At 31.8% G+C, this 19,524-nt stretch carries 15 protein-coding genes; 5 read left to right on the forward strand and 10 right to left on the reverse strand.

Annotation, left to right across the window (positions count from 1 at the left end):
- Positions 1-17: 17 nt before the first annotated feature.
- The 3 genes from ACH2CG_RS15125 to ACH2CG_RS15135 form a co-directional block, all read right to left on the reverse strand.
- Positions 18-1,205, reverse strand: coding sequence for a phosphoglycerate kinase (locus ACH2CG_RS15125; protein ID WP_395066681.1), 1,188 nt, complete (start codon positions 1,203-1,205; stop codon positions 18-20).
- A gap of 68 nt (positions 1,206-1,273) precedes the next feature.
- Complete coding sequence (locus ACH2CG_RS15130; protein ID WP_395066683.1) at positions 1,274-1,444, reverse strand: hypothetical protein; 171 nt, start codon at positions 1,442-1,444, stop codon at positions 1,274-1,276.
- Positions 1,434-3,413, reverse strand: a complete 1,980-nt coding sequence (locus ACH2CG_RS15135; RefSeq protein ID WP_395066684.1) for a hypothetical protein — start codon at positions 3,411-3,413, stop codon at positions 1,434-1,436. The genes ACH2CG_RS15130 and ACH2CG_RS15135 overlap by 11 nt, the downstream gene beginning before the upstream one ends.
- Before the next feature lie 228 nt (positions 3,414-3,641).
- Between ACH2CG_RS15135 and ACH2CG_RS15140 the strand changes: the two genes are divergently transcribed.
- A complete protein-coding gene (locus ACH2CG_RS15140) occupies positions 3,642-4,790 on the forward strand; it encodes an ATP-binding protein (RefSeq protein WP_395066686.1) in 1,149 nt (382 codons plus the stop codon).
- A gap of 4 nt (positions 4,791-4,794) precedes the next feature.
- Positions 4,795-5,178, forward strand: coding sequence for a DoxX family protein (locus ACH2CG_RS15145; RefSeq protein ID WP_395066688.1), 384 nt, complete (start codon positions 4,795-4,797; stop codon positions 5,176-5,178).
- Between the two features lie 10 nt (positions 5,179-5,188).
- Here ACH2CG_RS15145 and ACH2CG_RS15150 read toward each other — a convergent pair whose 3' ends face one another.
- From ACH2CG_RS15150 to ACH2CG_RS15175, 6 genes are all read right to left on the reverse strand, one after another.
- Positions 5,189-7,459, reverse strand: coding sequence for a helix-turn-helix domain-containing protein (locus ACH2CG_RS15150; protein WP_395066690.1), 2,271 nt, complete (start codon positions 7,457-7,459; stop codon positions 5,189-5,191).
- Positions 7,460-7,590: 131 nt separating this feature from the next.
- A complete protein-coding gene (locus ACH2CG_RS15155) occupies positions 7,591-8,154 on the reverse strand; it encodes an OmpH family outer membrane protein (RefSeq protein WP_395066692.1) in 564 nt (187 codons plus the stop codon).
- Positions 8,155-8,390: 236 nt separating this feature from the next.
- Positions 8,391-9,242, reverse strand: a complete 852-nt coding sequence (locus ACH2CG_RS15160) for a class I SAM-dependent methyltransferase (protein ID WP_395066694.1) — start codon at positions 9,240-9,242, stop codon at positions 8,391-8,393.
- 147 nt (positions 9,243-9,389) lie between these two features.
- Positions 9,390-11,258 carry a tRNA uridine-5-carboxymethylaminomethyl(34) synthesis enzyme MnmG gene (mnmG, locus tag ACH2CG_RS15165; RefSeq protein ID WP_395066696.1) on the reverse strand — a complete coding sequence of 623 codons (1,869 nt, stop codon included), beginning with the start codon at positions 11,256-11,258 and terminating at the stop codon, positions 9,390-9,392.
- 139 nt (positions 11,259-11,397) lie between these two features.
- A complete protein-coding gene (gene ybeY, locus ACH2CG_RS15170) occupies positions 11,398-11,823 on the reverse strand; it encodes an rRNA maturation RNase YbeY (protein ID WP_395066698.1) in 426 nt (141 codons plus the stop codon).
- Positions 11,816-15,250, reverse strand: coding sequence for a hypothetical protein (locus ACH2CG_RS15175; RefSeq protein WP_395066700.1), 3,435 nt, complete (start codon positions 15,248-15,250; stop codon positions 11,816-11,818). The genes ybeY and ACH2CG_RS15175 overlap by 8 nt, the downstream gene beginning before the upstream one ends.
- 148 nt (positions 15,251-15,398) lie before the next feature.
- Between ACH2CG_RS15175 and ACH2CG_RS15180 the strand changes: the two genes are divergently transcribed.
- Positions 15,399-16,208: a Fic family protein gene (locus ACH2CG_RS15180; RefSeq protein WP_395066702.1), complete on the forward strand. Its 810-nt coding sequence runs from the start codon at positions 15,399-15,401 to the stop codon at positions 16,206-16,208.
- 113 nt (positions 16,209-16,321) lie between these two features.
- The gene (gltX, locus tag ACH2CG_RS15185) at positions 16,322-17,839 is read left to right on the forward strand and encodes a glutamate--tRNA ligase (RefSeq protein WP_395066704.1); all 1,518 of its coding nucleotides are present in this window, start codon (positions 16,322-16,324) and stop codon (positions 17,837-17,839) included.
- 70 nt (positions 17,840-17,909) lie between these two features.
- Here the strand turns inward: gltX and ACH2CG_RS15190 are convergent, their stop codons facing one another.
- Positions 17,910-18,566, reverse strand: a complete 657-nt coding sequence (locus tag ACH2CG_RS15190) for a PorT family protein (RefSeq protein ID WP_395066706.1) — start codon at positions 18,564-18,566, stop codon at positions 17,910-17,912.
- A 74-nt stretch (positions 18,567-18,640) separates the two neighbouring features.
- On the opposite strand from ACH2CG_RS15190, the gene ACH2CG_RS15195 reads away from it, so the two are divergent.
- Positions 18,641-19,524: SPFH domain-containing protein (locus ACH2CG_RS15195; RefSeq protein WP_395066708.1), on the forward strand; the 884-nt coding region annotated here is incomplete at its 3' end.

Raw genomic sequence — 19,524 nt, forward strand, 5'->3', positions numbered from 1 at the left:
TTGTTAAAGTAACATAATTAGTCTAAAATAGCCTGAATTCCTGGTAAAACTCTACCTTCTAACATTTCTAGCATTGCGCCGCCACCAGTAGAAACATAGCTCATTCTGTCTTCTAAACCAAACTGTTTTACAGCCGCAACAGAATCGCCGCCACCAACAAGAGAAAAAGCGCCATTTTCTGTAGATTCGGCAATATATTCTCCAAGAGTGATTGTTCCGTTTGCAAAACTTGGCATTTCAAAAACGCCTAATGGTCCGTTCCAAAGTATCGTTTTAGACTCCATTATAACTTTTTTAAAGTTTTCTAATGATTTTGGTCCAGCATCAAGACCTTGCCATCCGTCAGGAATTTCACGTACATCAACTATTTGTGTAGTAGCATCATTAGAAAAAGAATTGGCAGCAACAACATCTACAGGAATGTGTATTTGAACTCCTTTTTCTTTAGCTTTTTTAAGTATTTCTAGTGCTAAATCCATTTTATCGTCTTCACAAATAGAGTCGCCAATTTTTCCGCCTAGTGCTTTAACGAATGTAAAAGTCATTCCACCACCAATAATCATGTGATCTACTTTATCAAGAATATTTTCTATAACTGTAATTTTAGAAGACACTTTAGAACCACCAAGTACAGCAGTTACGGGTTTTACCGAATTGTTTAAAACTCTGTTTAGACTTTCTATTTCTTTAGCTAAAAGCAAACCGAAACATTTATTTTCTGGAAAAAATTGTGCAATAATTGTAGTTGAAGCATGTGCTCTGTGCGCTGTACCAAAAGCATCGTTTACATAAATATCTCCAAGTGACGCTAATTCTTTAGCAAAAGCAAGATCGCCAGCTTCTTCTTCTGAATAAAAACGAAGATTTTCTAGAAGTAAAACTTGTCCAGGTTGTAAACTAGCTGCAGCATTATGAGCAATTTCGCCACGACAATCTGAAGCAAAAATAACTGGAACTCCTAAAACTTCTGAGGTTGTTTTTACTATATGCTGAAGCGAATATTTAGATTCATTTCCTTTTGGTCTTCCTAAGTGTGACATTAAGATAACGCTTCCACCATCGGCAAGGATTTTATCAATTGTAGGTTTTGCGCCCTCAATTCTGTTGACATCGGTTACATTAAAATTTTCGTCTAATGGAACATTAAAATCTACACGTACTAAAGCTTTTTTATTTTTGAAGTTAAAATCGTTTAAGGTTTTCATTTGATTTACAGAATTTATTGATATTAATCTGCAAATATAACTATTTTGTTTTTTATAGAAAACGCTAATTATGACTTATCACTTTCTAGGCTATTTTCGTCAATTTTAGAACTGATTGTTACCCTATCACTATTGAAAATACTGCTTTTAAATTCAATATCTTTTATGATGTAAGGAAACATGTTTTTTCTTTCTTTTAAAGATTTGAAAAGACCATAAAGTAAAATATTAATCGTCATTGTTTGTGATTGATGTGTTAGTGTTGTTGACAGATAAAATCCACATTTTATCTTGATATGTATTGTTTAATTTAGATAGACAAAGACTTATTGCTTCGTTTTCATTATCAACTTTTTGCAAATAAACATACTTGAAGTTATTTAAGTGATTAATTAACAGCTTTGCGCTAAATCCTTTAGATTTTAATAAAGCTAAAAAATGTGAAGAATTTTCTGTTACAGAAAAAACGTTGGCAACGATATAATAACCTTTGGCTTCGTTAGGAATTGTTACCGATTGAATTTCGAAAGGCGCTTTTTCTATATTTTTTTCAATAATTTTCTCTTTGTCAATATTTATTTTTTTATTAGAATTAGCTTCGGCAACTAGCGTAAGAGCGTCTTTATTTATTGATAAAATCTGAATTCTTTCTTTATAACTATCACCCATTTTTGACAAGAATAAATCTAGTGCTTCTGCTTGATTACTGGTTTTTTTAAGATAAACATAGTTGTAATTATTTAAAGGATTAGAAAACAAATTGGCCTCAACTTCTTTAGATTTTAAAAATAAAATAAACTCTTTGGCTTTTTGTTCTGTCTTAAAAATGTTAGCAATTATGTAATATCCAGACGATTGATTAGAGATATTGAGGGTTTGAATTTCGATACTATTTTTTTTACTATCAATAGTGCTATTTTTATTCAATCTGTTTGTTGTTGAAGTATTTGTAAAATTATCAACCAGAAAATCGTTGTTGGCAGGAATAAACTTTATGCTATTATTTTGGTTAATTACTTTTTTATTCTTGATTTCGATTGCGGCAATAGCGTCTTGTGGCAATTCATCATAAATTGTTGCCGGAGTAACCTCTACACCATATGCAGTAAAAAACATGAAATAACGGTCTCCAGTAGACATCATTCTTAAGGTTGATTCTTTTATATTATTACCAATAATAGTGTTGTTTGGGTTGGGAATTGTAAACAAACAAGTGTCATATCCTAAGGTGTTTTTACTGTCTGGAAATCTATTAGAAAAATGCTGGTTTTCTATTGTAATACAACTGTTAAAAAAATTGTTTTCTTTTCTAATAGAATTACTTAGTGTGGTAAAACTGTTGCTGTGGTTTGTGCTAAAAAGGAGTTGATCTCCAATAAGATTATTGTCTCCTTCAAGTGCTGCACAAGCAATTTTGGCCGTGACGTTTCCTGTTGGTAAGGTTTGAAATCCATTGAAGGTTATGTCTGTAGATTTATCTGTTACACCTGCAAAACCATCAAAACTTGTAATGAACTTTCCGCTCATTTTTTCATCTTGATAAACTATAAAAATAGTCCATCCTGCAGCAACGCCGCCACTTAACATTCCTTGAGTGGCTTTTACATTGGCAACAGTATAAACTCCAGTTGGGTTGGCCAATTGTTTTACTTCATTAGTAATGTCGGCATAAACAACATAGGGCGCAAAGTCCTTAACTTCTTTTTGGTTTATACCGTCATAGATTACCTGTCCAGAAATGGACGAATAAGTTTCTTGATTAGGTAATTTTAATTTTACAGAATTAAAAGAATCTCTTCCCGGATCGGTTACTATAAATTTTTCCTTATCATTTTTATCTCCTGCAGCATATTTGTAAGTTGCCGACCAATAAAGAGCGGCATAAATTACTTTTTTATTAGATGGATTATCAAAAATTAACTCGGCGCTACTTGATGAAAAAGTAGATTGATCATCGTCAATATCAATATATTCCATAGAAAACTCATCGTTTAACTTGGCATAATTGGTGTGATTATAATAGGGATCATTAGCAGCATTGTTATAATCTACTCTGTTAACTATGTTGTTTGCAATAACAGTCATATCACCTTTTACAAAACTTTGGTATCTAATCTTGAAAGGAACTGGAAGTTGTGCATAAGAAACTCCCAAATATAAAAACAAAGCAATAGTAAAATTTACCGAGATTATCTTTTTAGCATTCATAACAATACGTTTTTTAGATTGATTACTTTAAAACAATAGAATGAAATTATTTTTAACAATTCAAAAATAAATTAAATATCGACAAAGTGTTATTTTTTACCGATTAAAAGATGTTTTATATTGTATAAAGATGTTTTTTCTTATATTTGAAATATATTTGAATGATAAATCTTACAGCTTTATTGGTCTTTTTTAGCTGTTTTTAAGTATTTTCTTTTATCTTTGCTTATGCAGTTTTCACAAATACTAGGTCACGAACACATTAAAAATCACTTGATTAAAAGTGCAACTCAAGGAAGAATTCCTCATGCCCAACTTTTTATTGGACCACAAGGAACAGGAACATTGGCCATGGCTATAGCGTATTCTCAATATATTGTTTGCCAAAACTTGGGTAACGATAACTCCAGCGGTAATGATTCTTGCAATATAAAATTTGAACATTTAGCCCATCCCGATTTGCATTTTGTGTATCCTACTGTGACTACAGAAGATGTAAAATCTAAACCTAAAAGTGTTGATTTCCTTCAGGATTGGAGAAAATTTTTAAACGAAAACCCTTATGGCGAATTGTCCGATTGGTATAAAATACTGGGTGTAAATAATAAACAAGGTGAAATTCGTGTTGACGATGCCCAAGAAATCTTGAAAGCATTAGCATTAAAATCATTAGAAGGAAGTTATAAAATTATGATTATTTGGATGGCAGACAAGATGAATATTGCTGCTTCTAATAAATTATTAAAACTACTTGAGGAACCAACAGATAAGACGGTTTTTATTCTAATTTCTGAAAGTGAAGAAGCTATTATTCAAACCATTCGTTCGCGCTGTCAAGTATTGCATTTTAATGGTTTACCCCAAAGTGTAATTACCGAAGCTTTAGTTGCAAGAGAAAATATTGATCAAAAATTAGCCCACAAAATTGCGCATCAAGCACAAGGAAATTATAACAAAGCATTGCATATTTTAAAAGAAGACAACGACGAATTACCATTTGAAAAATGGTTTGTTGATTGGGTTCGTGCTGCTTTTAGAGCTAAAGGAAATGCTACTGCAATTCATGATTTAATTGCTTGGAGTGATCAAATTGCTGGTTTGGGTCGTGAGGCTCAAAAGAAATTTCTAAACTATTGTATAGATATGTTTCGTCAAGCATTATTACTAAATTATCAGGCAGATACGTTGGTTTATATGGAGCCAACAGTTGAAAAATTCAAGCTAGAAAATTTTGCGCCTTTTGTAAACGGAAATAACATTACCGAAATTTTTAAAGAACTTTCAGACGCTTCTTATCACATTGAACGCAATGGAAATGCTAAAATAATTTTAACAGATTTGTCAATAAAATTAACGCGTTTAATTCATAAAAAATAACATCATGAACAATACTGCATCGGTTTTAGTTTTAGTTTTTCTTGCTCTTACTTTTATCATGTCGGCTCACGACAAATTGTTTCACTGGAACGATAATATGGCTTGGATGAAACCCCATTTTGAAAAAACAATTCTAAAAAATTTTGTTCCAATTGCGGCAGGAGTTTTAGTTTTCTTTGAACTACTTTCTGGAATTTTATGCATTGTAGGATGCCTTGAATTGTACATTAATGGTGGTAGAATGTTTGGATTTTATGGCGCCGTTTACTCTTGTATAACTTTACTTATGATGCTTGTAGGACAAAGATTAGCCAAAGATTTTGACGGATCTCGAACTATTGCTATTTATTTTATGGTTGCCATTTTGGGTGTTTTTTGGTTGAGTTAAAAACTTAAAATTAATTTAAACTTGCTTTAAACATTCTCAATTCTTCCCAGGTAAAAGCGTCGCCAACCTGCTCTTTTAATGCATTTAAGGATTCTTCTTTATAACCATAAAACGCTTTAGAAAGTGCTTCAATTTTATCTTCGGGCATAATATCTTTTACATTAACTGCTTTATCTTGAATAAGTTTGGTAAAATGTGACAAGATTGTTCCTTCTGTAAGTTTTCGCAACAAGGCTATTTCTGCAATCGAATTTTTTTCTATCCAAAGTTCATAAGTGACTTGCGTAGTTGCTTTTTTGGGTATTTTATCCGTATTTTTAGGCTTAGGTTCGTAATAGCTAAGGTCTTTTTTATCTTCAATTAAATTAGCATTGTTCCGTTTATAATCTTCATATACGCGTTCAAGTTTTTCTGCTTTATAATTTTTAATTGCCAGATTGTTCAAACTTTCTTTACTAATAACTTTGTCTTCTAGAACAGTTTCTATAAGTTTTTTGGCTTTCATCAACCGCAAGATAGCGTTGGTTTGCAGTTCTTCTAAAACCAATAATTCATCATAAAATTGTTTTACTTGTTTTGTGCGTTTTACCTCTTCAATTTTGTATAAAATTTCATAAACTAACGCATCCAATTTTTCATAAAAGTAATTGTAAGCCGCACCAATTCTATCGTTTATAAATTTAAAATCTACCGTTTCATCACGAAATAGTTTATCCAATTGCGACATAAATTTTGACGCCGGATCAACAAGATTCTCACAATTTTCCATTTGTTGGGTTGCCCAATTGCTGTGTTTAGACTTAGCAGACAAATCAGAATTTAAATAACTAAATTTATGATTGCGCCATTCTTGCGATAATTCACTCCAATTGAAGCTGTTGCGCAGATAATTATGGATGTAATTCTTAGTATCTGTTTGTAAAGCATTCTGTAAAATTTCGGTCGATGCTTTGTTAGTAGCATAATCCATAACATCATCATCGTTAGAAATGCCGTTCATTTGTATTTGAGAAAGCAAAATTAAGCCATTTAAAGAGCGCAAACGTGAAAGCGCAACGTAGGCTTGACCGGGAACAAAAACTTGTGAAACGTCGAGTGCAGCTTTGTCAAATGTTAAACCTTGACTTTTATGAACCGTTATTGCCCAAGCTAGCTTTATAGGATAATGCGTAAACGTTCCTAAAACTTCTTCTTCAATTTCTTTGGTATTAGCGTTTACAAAATAGCGAATATTCTGCCATTCATAACGTTCAACATCAATGGTTTTATTCTCTTCAGGAAAATTTACTCTAATTTCGTTATCGGAAATTGAGAGAATAACGCCCATTTTTCCGTTAAAATAATGTTTGTCAAATGAAAGATCATTTTTAATAAACATTATTTGTGCACCAATTTTAAGTTCTAAATATTCATCTACCGGAAAAATTTTATCAGGAAAATCACCTACAATTTGAGCTTTATAACTTTTTGATTTCCCTTCTAAATCGGCCAATGATTTAGTGTTGATAGTATCAGCCTTAGCATTATGAGTAGTTAAAGTAATATAACCTTTGTTGGTCTTTAAATCAAAATTTGGCTGTACATATTGATTCAAAAAATTAATATTTTCCTTAGTTATCTTATTGTTTCTTAGGTTATTAAGTAAATCTATAAAGACTTCGTCTGTTTGTCTAAAGATTTTAGAAAGCTCAATATACAAAGGAGGAAATTGCTGAATTGCATGCGAATGAAAAAAGAATTTTCCCTTGTAATAGGTTCGCAAAGTTCTCCATTCTTCATCTCTAATTACTGGTGGAAGTTGCAATAAATCGCCAATAAAAAGAACTTGAACACCGCCAAAAGGTTGCTTTTTCTTTCTAACGCTTTGCAACATAAATTCAATTGCATCAAGCAAGTCAGATCGTAACATACTTACTTCGTCAATAATAAGTAATTCCATGTTTTGAATAACCGCTCTTTTAACAGCACTCATTTTAAAATGGCGTCGCAAAGTATCTTTAGATTCAAATTTTATGTTTTCATTAAAACTACCTTCCACATTTGTAGCAGGAATAAATCCGCCAAAAGGCAATTGAAACATAGAATGAATGGTAACTCCGCCAGCGTTAAGCGCCGCAATTCCTGTGGGAGCAACAACAACGGTATTTTTGTGAGTAGATTTTAGAATTTCTTTTAGTAAAGTTGTCTTTCCAGTGCCAGCTTTTCCTGTTAGAAAAATGGAGCGATTGGTTTGGTTAATGAAGCGTAAAACGTAATTTGCTTCGGCAGATATTGATTCCATTTGGCTTTAATTTTAGATAAAACAAAGGTAAAATATTGATTATCAATTTCCAAATAAAAAATTCCAAATTCTAAATGAAGCACATCAGAATTTGGAATTTATAGTAGATTTCTAAAATTTAATTTAAAAAATTATTTTTTAACAGCAGGTTTTTCTTCTTTTTTACCTTCTGTTTTGTATTTATCATTTACAATTTTAATGATGTCTTTGGTAACGTCATAGCTGTCTTTAGCGTATAAAATATTGGCTGCTTCGCCCGATCCAAATAAATAATCGTATCCTTTATCTTTACCATAATCTTTAAATATTTTTCTATATTTTACAACTACAGAATCCATTTCTACACCATGTTCACCTTGTATTTGTTGCGACAAAGACTGTTCTGCATATTGCAATTGTTGTTCTCTTTGTTGCAATTCTGCTCCTTTTTGTTGTGCCCAAGCTTGACCATTTTTCATAGCATCGTTTTTAAAACTTGCAGCTTCTGCTTGAAATTTTTCTACTTCTACTTTCAATCTTGCTCCTTTTTCTTTAGCTACAGCTTCATATTTGGCTTTGATATCTTTAGCTTCGGTAGATTCTTCTAATAATTTATTAGTATCAATATAAGCTGTTTTAAAATCTTTCGCTTCTGTGGTTTTGTTACAAGAAACAATTGCTACTGCCAAGGCAATGCACACTACAATTTTTTTCATTCTATTTTTATATTTAATTTTACTATTTGCCAAAAGTATAAAAAATTCATCTGAAAAGATAAAAAGTTATAAAATTGACTTGATTTTACTATTATAATCGTTTACTATCATTACAGAAACACATATAATTATTCCCTATTAAAACCGACATCATACAATGCGTTTTAAAGCAACCTCTCATTTTACCCAACAAAAGACGTCTTTAGTCCTAAAACTGTTTAAAATTCGCTTTTATTTTAGTTTTTAGCGTTTTTTATCACATAAATATGCGAAGAATATTCAGAATTTTGATTTCCTTTCCAATTAGACTTCAATCCGATGAAAAAAGCTTTGATGAAATTCATTTTGCCAGTTTTATATTTTTCAGATAATAAACTTACATAAAAACTATCAAATTTCATTGGAATTACTTTTACTAACTCAAGATTTTCTTTAGCAAATAATTTTTGAATAGCAGTTTTCGAAAAATGCCATAAATGAATTGGAATATCATAAGCTGCCCAAAACTCTTTATAATGTTTTGCATCAAATGATTTAAAATTAGGAACCGCAATAATTACAGTTCCTGTTGGTTTTATCAACCGTTTTAATTCTTTTATCTGATTTTCTAAATCTGGAACGTGCTCTAGAACGTGCCACATTGTTATTACATCAAATGAATTGCTTTCTAATTCTGAAAGGTTTTCTACAAACGAAACACCTTTATTTATAGCAATAGCTTTTGCTTTATCACTTGGTTCAACTCCGATTGTTTGCCAACCATCATTTTTTGCAACCGATAAAAAATCGCCAACTCCTGCTCCAATATCTAAAATTCTTCCTTTTTGCGATTCCGAATTTATTAATTTCAATTTATTCTTTAAAGCTATTCCTTTAACGAATTGATACATTTTTTCAAATAAAGATTTGTTTCCATCGGTGTGCGAAATATAATCAACACTTTCATAATAACTAGGAAGTTTCTCTAAACTTGGTTGCGGATGCGTAATTAACATATCCAATTCTTCATCATAAAGTAACTCAAAAGTTTCATGAGAAACGGAATAATCTTTTACGTTTAAAAAATGTTTGGTGTTTGATAAATTCATTAAATTCTCTTTATTTATAGGTGTTGGCAAAGTTAGTTTCACGTGGAACAAATGTAAGTACGAAGTAAGAAATACAAAATACGAGGATTTAAAAATTTGATGTTTATTTTACTTCGTACCTTAAACTTCGTAAATCGTAATTTTATATTATCTTCCCATATAAACTAACAATACCGAAATATCACTTGGTGAAACACCACTTATTCTAGAAGCTTGCGAAATTGTTACAGGACGAATTTTACTTAACTTCTGTCTCGCTTCAATTGACATTGATTTAATTTTGTGAAAATCGAAATCATCAGGGATTTTTAAATCTTCCAGTCGTGTTAGTTTATCTGCATTAATTCTTTCTTTTTCGATATAACCCGAATATTTTACTTGAATTTCTGCTTGTTCTAAAATTTCTCTGTCCAAATCGTTTTCTTCTACATAAGAAGCAACTTTTTCAAATTTCAAGAAATCTTCTAAGTCTATTTGCGGACGCGAAAATACTTTAAACATTTTGTCCGATTGAACAATTGGAGCGCTTCCTTTCTCTTCAAGAATTGGATTAGTTTCGGCAACCGTCAAACTCGTTTCTTTAAAAAAGGAAACCATTGCATCACTAGCAGCAAATTTCTTTTCCATTCTTCGCATTCTTTTCTCAGAAGCCAAACCTATTTCAAATGATTTGGGTGTTAGTCTAGCATCAGCATTATCTTGTCTTAAAAGCGTTCTGTATTCGGCACGCGAAGTAAACATTCGGTAGGGTTCTTCTGTTCCTTTTGTAATTAAATCGTCAATTAAAACACCAATATACGCTTCATCTCGTTTCAAAATCATTGGATCTTTTTCCTGAACTTTTAATGCCGCATTTATTCCAGCCATCATTCCTTGAGAAGCTGCTTCTTCATAACCTGTTGTACCATTTATTTGTCCAGCGAAATATAAACCTTCAACTAATTTAGTTTCTAAAGTATGTTTTAATTGCGTTGGTGGAAAATAATCGTATTCTATTGCATAACCTGGACGAAAAAATTTTACATTTTCAAATCCGGCTACCGAACGCAAAGCTTTAAATTGAATATCTTCTGGAAGTGATGTAGAAAACCCATTTACATAAACTTCGCAAGTATCCCAACCTTCTGGCTCAACAAATAATTGATGTCTTTCTTTATCAGCAAAACGATTAATTTTATCTTCAATTGATGGACAATATCTTGGTCCAAGTGATTTAATTCTTCCATTAAACATAGGCGAACGATCAAATCCTTCTCTTAAAATATCATGAACCTCCAAAGAAGTGTAGGTCATGTGACACGATCTTTGGTGAATTAAAGACTTCGTCTCATCTGAATAAGAAAATTTATCTGGACGAACATCACCACGTTCTTCATTCATTTTAGAATAATCTAAAGAACGACCATCAACTCGTGGAGGTGTTCCTGTTTTCATTCTACCCGATTCAAATCCTACTTTTACTAAATCTTCTGTGATTCCGTATGCAGCACTTTCACCAGCTCTTCCTCCACCAAATTGTTTGTCGCCAATATGAATAAGTCCGTTAAGAAACGTTCCATTAGTCAATACAACTGATTTAGCTTTAATTTCAATTCCAAGCGAAGTTCTTATTCCTTCAACTTTTCCGTTATTGATTATTAAACCCGAAACCATTTCTTGATAAAAATCTAAATTTGGAGTTCGCTCCAACATCAATCGCCACTCTTCAGAAAAACGCATTCGATCTGACTGAACTCTTGGCGACCACATAGCTGGTCCTTTTGATTTATTAAGCATCTTGAATTGAATGGCTGTTTTATCTGAAACAATTCCAGAATAACCACCAAGCGCATCAATTTCACGCACAATTTGTCCTTTGGCAATTCCGCCCATTGCAGGATTACAAGACATTTGCGCAATGTTCTGCAAACTCATTGTAACCAATAAAGTTTGCGAACCAAGGTTTGCTGCCGCAGCTGCCGCTTCACAACCTGCGTGTCCTGCTCCAACTACTATTACATCGTATGTATTAAACATTTTCTTAATTGGGAATTAGGAATATTTAATTTAGAAATCACTGAAAAAGCAAGTCTAAAATCTATTCCTGTTATTTTGTTCCACGTGGAACGTTAACTTGTATTTTATTTTTTAATTTTTAATAAAGAATCAGAAAGCCTTAATCGTTATGTTCCACGTGAAACATTTTGATTTTTTCATTTTCTTTGTTTCTCATTAATTGCTCGTCATCTTCAGATTTATCTTTATATCCGCAGTAATGTAGAACGCCATGAACTAGGACTCTTTTTAATTCTTCTTCAAAAGTAACGTCGAAATCTTGGGCATTATCGCGAACTCTTTCGATAGAAATGAAAATATCGCCATGTAATTCATTTCCTACAGAGTAATCAAATGAAATAATGTCGGTTAGCGTATCATGATCTAAATATTGTTCGTTTAAATTGAGTAAATATTCATCATCACAAAAGATATAATTGATATCTCCTTCTTTCTTATTTTCTGATAAAATCACAGCAGAAATCCAAGTAGCTATTTGGTCTTCGTTTTGCAATTCAAAGTCGTTTTCGTAATTGAAACTAATCATTTGTTTTAAAATATTCTTGAACCTTTTGGTTAAAATTGGAGCGCAAAGGTAATGTTTGTCTGTTTAAAATCTCTACGCTATTTAAATATTCTTGTAAACGTGTCGGTAACGCATTAGTAGAATTATTATATTCCTTTTTGTTTGTTTCTGATTGACGTTTCTTCTCTTCACCTTGTTGCTGAATCGCTTTGTCAAGTTTTAACAACTCATATTTCAAATTCAGCATCTTTTGAAGAACTTCATTATTGAAACCTTTATTCAAAAGTTGCTTCTCAATTTGCTTCATTTGATCCAAAGCATTTTGACCTTGTCCGCCCAAACCTTGTTTATTTAATTCGTTTTGCAACGCCTCACGAAGTTGTTGTTGCTCTTTATAAATTTCCATTATGTCTTTGGCATCACCTTCTCCATCTTGACCGTTTTCACCGTCTTTATTTCCTTGTCCGTTTCCGCCTGAACCTTGTCCGTTTTTGCCGTCTTTTCCATCCTTCCCATTTCCTTCTTTTCCGTCCTTTCCATTTCCTTCTTTTCCATCCTTTCCTTCTTTTCCTTTGCCGTCTTTGCCTCCTTCTTTCTCTCCTTCTTTTCCGCCTTGACCTTCACCGGATTTTTGTCCAGGTTTCATTCCTTTTTTAGCTTTTTCACCTAAACCTTCCTGTTTCTTTATTATATCTGGAAGTTGCATTCCGTCGCCTTGACCTGGTTTTGGTTTTCCTTTTCCTTTGCCCGAGCCAGACATTTGCATAGACATTTGCATATTGTTTAGAGTTGCAGCTAACATATCGGCAAGTTTATTTGCAGAACTTGTGGCGAATTGTTGGTGAGAAACACCTTTTGGAACATTAGCGTCTGCGAGAGTTTCAATTGCTTTGTCAACGTTATATTGTACATTCCCAACTTCGGTTGTAACTTCTTCTGCGATCTTTGGATTACGTAATGAAAGCGCAAATAGACTATCGTCAACATGTCTGAATTGTTGTTTTAAGTCTTGTTGGATTTTAAGATTTTTATTGAACGATGGTGAACCTCTTTTTAATCCTTTAAACTGCTTCATGACATCTTCTTGAGAAAAAGAATATGCTAAAAGATTATCGAGAATTTGTCTTAACATTGCGACATCTTCTTCCATCTGATCTTGATCTCCGGATTCCATACTTGATTGCATGTCTTGACTCATTTGCTTCATTTTTTTGGAAGCACTTTTTTGTTTGGGTTTTGCTCCAGCTTTAGAATCTTTCTTTAATTCATCTGACGCTTTCTTAAGATCTTCATCAATACTTTTCTCTTTTGGCGCTGTATCTGGAAGTTCAACAGGTGTTTTTAATTCTTTATTGTCTTTTTCTAAATCTTTTAATTCTTCTTGAATCTTATCAAATTCTTTATTGATTTCTTCTTGTTTTTCCGCAGAATTTTCTTTTTCGTTATCCGATAATTTGTCTTGCTTTTCAGAAAGTTTATCTAATTTATCTGCGATTTGTTCGGCTTTCTTTTCAACGTAATATTTCTTAGTAAGCTCCACTAATTGTTGCAAACTCTTAGTTTGATTTTTACTTTGTTGTTTAAGTTTATCCATTTTCTCGAACAACTCATCTTTCTCTAATTTCTCATTAAGCTTTTGAAGTTCCTCTAAAAGTTTTTTGTTCTTTTCTAAATCTTTATCAACTTTATCCAATCGGTCTTTAAGAAGTTCTTTTACTTCATCTTTCTTTTCGGTTTTAACTTTGTCTAGATTGTCTTTCATTTTCTCGGCAAAATTCTTCATCATTTCATCTTGCTTCTTTTGCTTATCAAGAAAATCATTTACCTTTTGTTGTTCCTTAAATTCTAAGTTGTCTTTCTCTTTACCCATTTTTTGCAACTTCTCCATTTCGTTCAATTGCTTGTCTTGGGTTTTTAAAGATTTTTCTAATGAATTTATATTGTCATTTTGTTGTTGTAATACTAGATCTTCTTTTTCAGTTTCAGTTGCGATTCTGTTGGAGAATACTGATGATTTAGTACTTTTGAAATTATGTAAAGCATCGTTATCTGAAACTTCAAAATAATACTCATACGAAACACCTTCTTCAACAGGAAGATTACTTGGAAAAGCAAACACAAACTGATCATACACATCACGCTTCACGGTAATGGTTCCACGTTTAACCAAATTAGGTTTGTCTTTTGGATAATAAATAACTTGCAATTTAGAAAGTCCGTAATCGTCTGAAACTTGTCCTAAAACATAGTTTTTTTCAATTTTAAGACTGTCTGGAGCGTTTCCTACAGAAATAGTTGGAAACTGATCTTTAACAACGGAAATCTGATAATTTAACTTCTCATAATTCTGAACTTTACTATTGGAAGTAACAATTTGATAATCTGTGTTTTGAATAATATTTTTAGACAATAAAAACTGATTGTCTTGTTTAGCAAAAGCATACTTTGCAGCAACATTCAACCATTCTACTTTTTGTGTAGCCAAAGTTTTCATTCTCCAAGTCACGGTAGTTCCTTCGGGAAGTACTGCATTTCCGGTTCCTTTAATAACTTCCGCTTTTTTATTCAAATATCCTGGGAAATTTAAAACCATTTCGAAATTAGCAATCGATGGAACGGTGACAACATTTAATTGATATTCATGAGAAGAAACATCATTGGCTTCAATATGGAATTCCAAATTTTCTTTAGGTTTCGGAATGACAAATTGAAATTCACCAGCTTTGTTACTTTCCATAAAATAACTTTCGTCACCGATGAAAATCATGGCGTTTTCTGGAACAACTTTTCCAACGGTTTTTACTTTTAAAAGAAAATCTTGATTCTGTTCGGTTTGTAAATTCTTATTTAAAAGTTGAAATTCAAATGGTGCTGGTGGTAAAAATTGTTCTTTGTAATGCACCACACGATTCAAACTTTGAGAAATAAAATTGCTGTTTCCAGACAAATAAAAGAAAGCAAAAAACAAAATTGGAATAATTGCTAAAGGCAAAAATTTCTTATTAGTTCCAAAATTTATGGCGTTTCCAAAAGGAACAGGTTGAAGTGTATTTGCTTTTTGATCTATAGAAGCCAAAAGCAATTCTGATTTATTTGTGTCTTGAGATAATTGTAAAAAGTTGGTAAGCTTATCACCTACTTCGTTGAAATGATTTCCGATGATTTTGGATGCATCGTCGTAATTAATTCCTTTTTGAAGTTTGAATAATTTAAAGATTGGAAACAAAATAAATCGCAACAATAAGAAAAGTTCCACGACTATAAAAGTCCAAAACAAAATGGTTCTAGCAGTTGGTTTTAACCAAAGAAAATATTCTACAAAAAGTGTAAAAAGAAAATATAGTAAACCAATTCCGACGAAGAAAATGGTTCCACGTAGCAATTCATTTGTGTAAAACTTCTTAATAAACTGTTCGAGTTTACTGTATATTATGTTCTGATTTTCCAAAATTGTTAATCATTTGTTTATAACCGATAAAAGTAATAATTTCTAGTTAGAATAAAAGTTAATTCTTTATTAAACACCAACTTTATAAATTTATGCGGATTTTGTTTTTTATATTTTTGTATTTTTACATTATAAATAAAATTCATCGATGGAAAAGTTAAAAGATTTACTTTCTAAATACAACGCAATTTCTATTCCGCTTTCATTAGAAGAAGAGCAAGGAATTTTATATGAATATGTGTATGCAACCAACAAATTAGAAGGAAATCAATTAACTTTAATTCAGACAACTGAACTTTTTAAGAGTGATACTATATCAGGAAACAACATCAGAACATCAGATATTTTAGAACAAAAAGGAATGTATAAAGCCTTAAAAAGGATGTTGCTTGCTATTAAATACAAAGAAGATTTGACAATAGAATTATTTTTAGAATTGAATTGGTTAAGTATTGGAAGTCTTTGGAATGATGATTATTATCTTGATGCTAAAGAAAAAGGTCAAGAAAGAGGAACTTTTAAAATTAGTCCGAATGTAATTTCAATTAAGAAAAACAACATTGAAATTGAAAAAATAATACCATTAAGTTCACCCGAAAATGCTACTCAAAACATGAATGAACTTATAAAAAAATTAAATTCAAGCGACAAAAACGTAATTGAAAAAGCTGTTTTTTTAGCTCAAGAAATTTGGTTACATCAACCTTTTGTAGATGGAAATAAACGAACAGGAAGGTTGTTAATAAATTTTTTATTGATGAAAGAAGGATTTCCATTGTTTACTTATAATAATCCAAACTCGAATTATAACAGTTTGCTTGTAGAACAATATTATGATAAAAAACCAGATTTAATTAAAAATTACATTGTTGAAACTTTAACTTCAAAACTGGAGACTTCTATTCTCTCTAATTCTAAAATAAAAAAGAACGGTAATGGTTTTCGATTTATTTTGTAACATTTTAGTTTTAAAAACTTCCAGCTTCCAGCTTTCAACTTCCAACTTCTGATTATCTTTGTACTCACTTTGACAAGCTCGTTGTTAAATTGAATTAAATATAATAAAAAATCATGTCTAAACAAGTTCGTGTGCGTTTTGCACCAAGTCCGACTGGACCTTTGCATATTGGTGGTGTTAGAACTGCCCTATTCAATTATTTATTTGCTAAGAAAAATAACGGCGTTTTCTATTTACGAATTGAAGATACCGATCAAAATCGTTTTGTTCCTGGAGCAGAAGAATATATTCTTGAAGCTCTGGAATGGCTGGGAATTGCACCAAGCGAAACTGTTGAAAAGAACGAAAAATTTGGACCTTACCGTCAATCGGAACGAAAAGAATTGTACAAACAATATGCTGATCAATTGATAAATTCGGGTTGGGCTTATTATGCTTTTGATACTGCCGAAGCATTGGATGCACATAGAAAACAACACGAAGCAGAAGGAAAAACATTCATTTACAACTGGCACAATCGTGAAAAACTAGATACTTCTTTGGTAATTTCAAAAGAAGAAACCGATAAAAGAATTGCTACTGGAGAAGATTATGTAATTAGATTTAAAACTCCGGTAAATGAAACTTTGCATTTGCACGACATTATTCGTGGTGACATTAAATTTGAAACTAATTTATTAGACGATAAAGTTTTATTCAAATCAGACGGAATGCCGACCTACCATTTAGCGAATATTGTTGACGACCATTTAATGGAAACTTCTCATGTAATCCGTGGTGAAGAATGGTTGCCATCAATGCCTTTGCATAGTTTATTGTACAAAGCTTTTGGTTGGGAAGCACCAGAATTTGCTCATTTACCATTGATTTTAAAACCAATTGGCAACGGAAAATTATCAAAACGTGATGGCGATAAAATGGGATTTCCTGTGTTTCCTTTAGAATGGAAAACCGAAGAAGGGATTTCATCTGGTTATAGAGAAAACGGATTTTTTCCAGAAGCTGTGGTTAACTTTTTAGCTTTATTGGGTTGGAACGACGGAACAGATCAAGAGCTATTTTCTTTGGAAGAATTAGTTGAAAAATTTGATTTGAATAGAGTTCATAAAGCTGGAGCAAAATTTGATCCAGAGAAAAACAAATGGTTTAATCATCAGTATTTACAAAAACAAAGTGATGAAAGTTTGACGAGAGCATTCAAAAAAGAATTAGAAAAAAACGGCACTTCGACTGCGCTCAGTGTGACAGACGAAAAGTTAACAAAAATAGTTTCTTCCATAAAAGAACGCGCTAATTTCGTTTCAGATTTCTGGGATTTGGCTGATTATTTCTTTGTGGCTCCAACATCTTACGATGAAAAAGCAGCTAAGAATTGGAAAGAAGAAACACCAAATTTAATGCAACAATTGATTTCGGTATTGGAAAATATTGGAGATTTTACTTCGGTAAACATTGAAACTATTGTAAAAGATTGGATGACAAAAAACGAAATTGGAATGGGAAAAGTGATGCAACCATTTCGATTGAGTTTAGTTGGAGCTTTAAAAGGTCCACATCTTTTTGATATTGTAGAATTGATTGGAAAAGACGAAACCATAAAACGATTGGAAAAAGCAATTGCTAGTTTGTAAATAACTACATATTTTAACCGAAAATTCGCAAATTATAGTATAGTAATTTGCGAATTTTTGGTTTTATTTTTTACAAATTAAAAATTATCTGGCCACTAATGGTTCCTATATTACCTTTAAAACTTTTGTTTCCGTTTAGTAATGTTAAACCTTCTACACTGTTTAGATTGCCTAAGACATTTGTAAATCCGTATTCATAGAAAATAACTGCTCTTACTACTTTTCCTCCAGCAGAAATTCCAAAATAAGCATTTCCATTTATTTTAGAAACATCCAAAATTTGTTTCGATTGAAGTAGAGTTCCTTTAATTAAATTATTTTCGTCTCTAGAATCAACGCCCAACTTTCCGTTTACTTGAAGTACTGGACCAAAATCTACAGAGATATGATCCTTAATAATGTTATAACTTAATAGCAATCGTACTTGAACTCCTTGAAGATTAAACTCGGTATCTTTCTTTAACGATGTTGAAATTGTTTCTAATGAAAATTTGTTTACAAAAAACTGCATTCCATAAATCATACTCCAATTGTTGTAGTAATTTCCTCTAACGGAAAGTCCACCAGCATATCCGTTGCCTGGTTTTGTGGTAAAATTAGAAGTATAAAGTGTTGATTGATTTACTCCACCTGAAATTCCTATTCGGTTTCCGTCTTTATTTTGATATTGAGCAAAAATGGAAGTTGCAAAGGCCAAAAGTAGCACTGTAAAAAAAGATTTCTTCATTATTAAAAAAGTTAATTTGTAACAAACATACATTTTTATCGTATAATAACTACATAACCACTTAAAAATTATTTATGGAAATCTTTTTTATTATTTTAGCAGTCTTCGGATTAATTATTTTATTCTCTTCCTTCTTTACTGTAAAGCAACAAAGTGCCGTTGTCATTGAACGATTTGGAAAATTTATGAGTATTAGAAATTCTGGTTTACAGCTTAAACTTCCTATTATTGATAGAATTGCTGGAAGAGTAAATTTAAGAATTCAACAACTTGATGTAATTATTGAAACCAAAACTAAAGATAACGTGTTTATCAAAATGAAAGTTTCGGTTCAGTTTAATGTAATTCAGGATAAAGTTTACGAAGCATTTTATAAGTTAGAATATCCGCACGATCAAATTACAGCTTATGTATTTGACGTAGTTCGTGCTGAAGTTCCAAAGTTAATTTTGGACGACGTTTTCGAAAGAAAAGATGATATTGCAATTGGTGTAAAACGTGAATTGAACGAAGCAATGGCAACTTATGGTTATGATATTATCAATACTTTGGTTACTGATATTGATCCAGATATTCAAGTAAAAAATGCGATGAATAGAATCAATGCTGCCGATAGAGAAAAAACAGCTGCAACATTTGAAAGTGAAGCACAACGAATTAGAATTGTAGCTAAAGCAAAAGCCGAAGCCGAAAGTAAAAAACTACAAGGACAAGGTATTGCTGACCAACGTAGAGAAATTGCTCGTGGATTGGTAGAAAGTGTTGAAGTGTTAAACCATGTTGGAATTAATTCGCAAGAAGCTTCGGCTTTAATTGTAATTACACAACATTATGACACACTTCAAGCGATTGGTGCCGATACCAATTCTAACTTGATTTTGTTACCAAATTCGCCACAAGCTGCAAGTGATATGTTGAACAGTATGGTTACAAGTTTCACGGCTTCGAACATTATTGG

It is taken from the genome of Flavobacterium sp. (genome assembly GCF_043778725.1).
Lineage (GTDB): Bacteria > Bacteroidota > Bacteroidia > Flavobacteriales > Flavobacteriaceae > Flavobacterium.